This is a genomic window from Dongia rigui, from assembly GCF_034044635.1.
In the GTDB taxonomy this organism is placed as follows: Bacteria; Pseudomonadota; Alphaproteobacteria; order Dongiales; family Dongiaceae; genus Dongia; species Dongia rigui.
The window spans coordinates 1-5521 of the sequence record NZ_JAXCLX010000007.1; the positions used below are offsets into that span (position 1 = coordinate 1).

General features: G+C 54.5%; 3 tRNA genes and 3 rRNA genes. All 6 read left to right on the forward strand.

The features are described from left to right. The first annotated feature begins 103 nt into the window (after positions 1 to 103). Positions 104 to 1598 (forward strand): 16S ribosomal RNA (locus SMD31_RS21520). Between the two features lie 189 nt (positions 1599 to 1787). After that, a tRNA-Ala gene (locus SMD31_RS21525) sits at positions 1788 to 1863 on the forward strand. Positions 1864 to 1898: 35 nt separating this feature from the next. Continuing rightward, positions 1899 to 1975 (forward strand) — tRNA-Ile (locus tag SMD31_RS21530). A 306-nt stretch (positions 1976 to 2281) separates the two neighbouring features. Next, positions 2282 to 5052 (forward strand): 23S ribosomal RNA (locus tag SMD31_RS21535). 163 nt (positions 5053 to 5215) lie between these two features. Next, a 5S ribosomal RNA gene (gene rrf, locus SMD31_RS21540) occupies positions 5216 to 5330 on the forward strand. Together the 16S, 23S and 5S rRNA genes with 3 tRNA genes alongside form the textbook arrangement of a ribosomal RNA operon. A gap of 111 nt (positions 5331 to 5441) precedes the next feature. Further along, positions 5442 to 5518: transfer RNA gene (locus SMD31_RS21545), tRNA-Met, on the forward strand. Positions 5519 to 5521: the final 3 nt, after the last annotated feature.

Sequence of the window (5521 nt, forward strand, 5' to 3'; positions counted from 1 at the left end):
TGTGGTTTGAAGTCCACTATGCAGTAAGACGATGACGTGTTTTGCGACGGATCAATTGGTTAACGTCGGTGATTAGGGTTTCGGCCCGAAAGCTTGGCGAGATTAACCTGAGAGTTTGATCCTGGCTCAGAACGAACGCTGGCGGCATGCCTAACACATGCAAGTCGAACGGGATCCTAGCTTGCTAGGTGAGAGTGGCGGACGGGTGAGTAACACGTGGGAACCTGCCTTTTGGTTCGGGATAACCGCGGGAAACTGCGGCTAATACCGAATGCCCTCGCGAGAGGAAAGATTTATCGCCAGAAGAGGGGCCCGCGTCCGATTAGGTAGTTGGTGGGGTAAAGGCCTACCAAGCCGACGATCGGTAGCTGGTCTGAGAGGATGATCAGCCACACTGGGACTGAGATACGGCCCAGACTCCTACGGGAGGCAGCAGTGGGGAATATTGGACAATGGGGGCAACCCTGATCCAGCAATGCCGCGTGAGTGATGAAGGCCTTAGGGTTGTAAAGCTCTTTTGCCAGGGAAGATGATGACTGTACCTGGAGAATAAGCCCCGGCTAACTTCGTGCCAGCAGCCGCGGTAATACGAAGGGGGCTAGCGTTGTTCGGAATTACTGGGCGTAAAGGGCGCGTAGGCGGCCGTTTAAGTTAGGTGTGAAAGTCCTGGGCTCAACCTGGGGACTGCACTTAATACTGGATGGCTTGAATTCGGGAGAGGATAGCGGAATTCCCAGTGTAGAGGTGAAATTCGTAGATATTGGGAAGAACACCGGTGGCGAAGGCGGCTATCTGGACCGACATTGACGCTGAGGCGCGAAAGCGTGGGGAGCAAACAGGATTAGATACCCTGGTAGTCCACGCCGTAAACGATGAGTGCTAGACGTTGGGAAGCTTAGCTTTTCAGTGTCGCAGCTAACGCATTAAGCACTCCGCCTGGGGAGTACGGTCGCAAGATTAAAACTCAAAGGAATTGACGGGGGCCCGCACAAGCGGTGGAGCATGTGGTTTAATTCGAAGCAACGCGCAGAACCTTACCAACCCTTGACATGGAAAGTATGGACTTCAGAGATGAGGTTCTTCAGTTCGGCTGGCTTTCACACAGGTGCTGCATGGCTGTCGTCAGCTCGTGTCGTGAGATGTTGGGTTAAGTCCCGCAACGAGCGCAACCCTCATCTTCAGTTGCCATCATTTAGTTGGGCACTCTGAAGAAACTGCCGGTGACAAGCCGGAGGAAGGCGGGGATGACGTCAAGTCCTCATGGCCCTTACGGGTTGGGCTACACACGTGCTACAATGGTGGTGACAATGGGGAGCGAGGCCGCGAGGCCAAGCCAATCTCAAAAAGCCATCTCAGTTCGGATTGCACTCTGCAACTCGAGTGCATGAAGTTGGAATCGCTAGTAATCGCGCATCAGCATGGCGCGGTGAATACGTTCCCGGGCCTTGTACACACCGCCCGTCACACCATGGGAGTTGGCTTTACCCGAAGCAGGTGTGCTAACCGCAAGGAGGCAGCCTACCACGGTAAGGTCAGTGACTGGGGTGAAGTCGTAACAAGGTAGCCGTAGGGGAACCTGCGGCTGGATCACCTCCTTTCTAAGGAAGCTAAAGGGTAGGGTCTCACAACCTCCTTGGCTTTACTTAACAACTACAAAAACCAATTCGTCTGCTTGATGGTCTGGTGGGGCAACCTACCGGGTCCGCCGTCTGCGTATCCCTTCTCGAGAAACAAGCTTGATAGCGTCAGAGATGACGTTGTCGAGTGGCGGAGTTTGATGCTCCGTTGGGGCCGTAGCTCAGTTGGGAGAGCGCTAGCTTTGCAAGCTTGAGGTCGTCGGTTCGATCCCGATCGGCTCCACCAGGAGCGGTCGTGATTACATGTTTCTCGGAAGTAATGGGCTAGTAGCTCAGCTGGTTAGAGCGCGCGCTTGATAAGCGTGAGGTCGGAAGTTCAAATCTTCCCTGGCCCACCATCGTTTGCGCGAGCCGCTCTAAGCTGGTTCGAGCCGTATAAGTTTGGGGACGAAGCACTGGGTCAAGGCCTGGTGCGTGTCTTTGAAAAGCTGTTTGTCATTGTAGATCTGATGCAAGCGACCACGGGCGGTCTTTCCGTATAAACCGCATGTGGGTGGCTGCGAAACTCACCTAAGCGTTGGCTTTGGCCAATGGTTGGGGGAGATGAGCTGTCATCTACTGAGCCTGTGGTCGTATAGATTACCAACTGAACTGCTGAGTGTGCCGAGGCCTTTGGTCTCAGCTTGTGAGATTGAAGGTTTAAGTATCAAGCGCGTTAAGGGCATTTGGTGGATGCCTTGGCATTGAGAGGCGATGAAGGACGTAGCACGTTGCGATAAGTCACGGGGAGCTGCGAGCAAGCTTTGATCCGTGAATTTCCGAATGGGGAAACCCCACCGCAAGGTGATCCTTATCTGAATCCATAGGGTAAGGAGGCGAACCCAGGGAACTGAAACATCTCAGTACCTGGAGGAAAGGACATCAAACGAGACTCCGTTAGTAGTGGCGAGCGAACGCGGACCAGGCCAGTGGTATTTAGTCTTCGAACCGGAACCGTCTGGAAAGTCGGGCCATAGTGGGTGATAGCCCCGTACGGGTAGGAAGGCTTTATATCCTTGAGTAGGGCGGGACACGTGAAATCCTGTCTGAACATGGGGGGACCACCCTCCAAGCCTAAGTACTCCTCAATGACCGATAGTGAACCAGTACCGTGAGGGAAAGGTGAAAAGCACCCCGATGAGGGGAGTGAAATAGTACCTGAAACCGAATGCCTACAAGCAGTGGGAGCCTCCCCGAGGCAACTTGGGCGTGGTGACCGCGTACCTCTTGTATAATGGGTCAGCGAGTTCGTCTTACGAGCGAGCTTAAGTCGATAGATGAAGGCGTAGCGAAAGCGAGTCTGAATAGGGCGACCATAGTTCGTAGGATGAGACCCGAAACCGGGTGATCTATCCATGGGCAGGCTGAAGGTCGGGTAACACCGACTGGAGGGCCGAACTCGTATCCGTTGAAAAGGATTGGGATGACCTGTGGATAGGGGTGAAAGGCCAATCAAACTCGGAAATAGCTGGTTCTCCGCGAAATCTATTTAGGTAGAGCGCCGGATGTTCACCGTTGGGGGTAGAGCACTGGATGGGCTAGGGGGGAGCGATCCTTACCAAACCTAACCAAACTCCGAATACCAACGGGTTATAGTCCGGCAGACAGACGGCGGGTGCTAAGGTTCGTCGTCGAGAGGGGAAGAGCCCAGACCACCAGCTAAGGTCCCCAAGTCATGGCTAAGTGGGAAAGGATGTGGGAAGGCCAAGACAGCCAGGAGGTTGGCTTAGAAGCAGCCATCCTTTAAAGAAAGCGTAATAGCTCACTGGTCTAGTTAAGCCGTCCTGCGCCGAAAATGTAACGGGGCTAAAGCCATGCACCGAAGCTGTGGGTGTGATGAAGGTAGCGTCCTTCATCACGCAGTAGCGGAGCGTTCCGCAAGCCTGTGAAGGTGTGGCGTGAGCCATGCTGGAGGTAACGGAAGCGAGAATGCTGACATGAGTAGCGATAAACAGTGTGAGAGACACTGTCGCCGTAAGTCCAAGGGTTCCTGCGCAAGGTTAATCCGCGCAGGGTGAGCCGGCCCCTAAGGCGAGGCCGAAAGGCGTAGTCGATGGGAACCTGGTTAATATTCCAGGGCCTGCTGGAAGTGACGAATGCTGTGTGTTGTACCTGCTTATCGGATTGTGGGTGCAGCGAAGGTGTTCCGGGAAATAACTCCAGCGTATAGACCGTACCCTAAACCGACACAGGTGGACTGGTAGAGTATACCAAGGCGCTTGAGAGAATGGTGTTGAAGGAACTCGGCAAATTGCCCTCGTAACTTCGGGAGAAGAGGGCCCCATCTGTAGGCAACTACGGGTGGGGGGCACAGAGCAGGGGGTGGCGACTGTTTAACAAAAACACAGGGCTCTGCGAAGTCTTTAAGACGACGTATAGGGTCTGACGCCTGCCCGGTGCTGGAAGGTTAAGAGGAGGGGTGCAAGCTCTGAATCGAAGCCCCAGTAAACGGCGGCCGTAACTATAACGGTCCTAAGGTAGCGAAATTCCTTGTCGGGTAAGTTCCGACCTGCACGAATGGCGTAACGACTTCCCCACTGTCTCCAACACCAACTCAGCGAAATTGAATTCTCCGTGAAGATGCGGAGTACCCGCGGTTAGACGGAAAGACCCCATGCACCTTTACTATAGCTTTGCAGTGGTATTAGGGAATGAATGTGTAGGATAGGTGGGAGCCTATGAAGCGCTGGCGCCAGTCAGTGTGGAGGCAACGTTGAAATACCACCCTTTGGTTCTCTGATATCTAACCGCGTCCCGTTATCCGGGACCGGGACCCTGCATGGTGGGTAGTTTGACTGGGGCGGTCGCCTCCCAAAGAGTAACGGAGGCGCGCGATGGTGGGCTCAGGCTGGTCGGAAATCAGCTGTCGAGTGCAATGGCATAAGCCCGCCTGACTGCGAGACTGACAAGTCGAGCAGAGACGAAAGTCGGTCATAGTGATCCGGTGGTCCCACGTGGACGGGCCATCGCTCAACGGATAAAAGGTACGCTGGGGATAACAGGCTGATGACTCCCAAGAGTCCATATCGACGGAGTCGTTTGGCACCTCGATGTCGGCTCATCACATCCTGGGGCTGGAGCAGGTCCCAAGGGTATGGCTGTTCGCCATTTAAAGTGGTACGTGAGCTGGGTTCAGAACGTCGTGAGACAGTTCGGTCCCTATCTGCCGTGGGTGTTGGAGTATTGCGAGGATTTGCCCCTAGTACGAGAGGACCGGGGTGAACGTACCTCTGGTGTACCGGTTGTCGTGCCAACGGCATCGCCGGGTAGCTATGTACGGTCGGGATAACCGCTGAAAGCATCTAAGCGGGAAACCCACCTCAAAACGAGTACTCCCTACGAGAGCCGTGAAAGACCATCACGTTGATAGGCCGGGTGTGGACGCACAGTAATGTGCGGAGCTAACCGGTACTAATCGCTCCATTGGCTTGATGCTTTGCCTTCATACTTGCAAAGCAAACCGAATGGCCTCGGCACATTCAGCAGTTCACAGACTTTGCGCGCTAAGCGCATTGTTCTTGTCGCCTTCGCGACAGTGGTAATCTTGCCTCTCGCCGCCTTCGCGGCAGGGGTAATCTATTGCATTCGGCCTTCGATGACCTGGTGGTTATGGCGAGGGGCCTGCACCCGATCCCATCCCGAACTCGGCCGTGAAAACCCTCAGCGCCAATGGTACTTCGTCTCAAGACGCGGGAGAGTAGGTCGCCGCCAGGTCTTCAAAGCCCGAATACAAATTGCATCAGAACTACAATCAAACACTTCAAAGGCGCGCTAAACATTCAGCGCGCCTTTCCTACTTCTGGCTCATACGCCAGACACGCTTAACGCGGGATGGAGCAGCCCGGTAGCTCGTCAGGCTCATAACCTGAAGGTCAGAGGTTCAAATCCTCTTCCCGCAACCAATC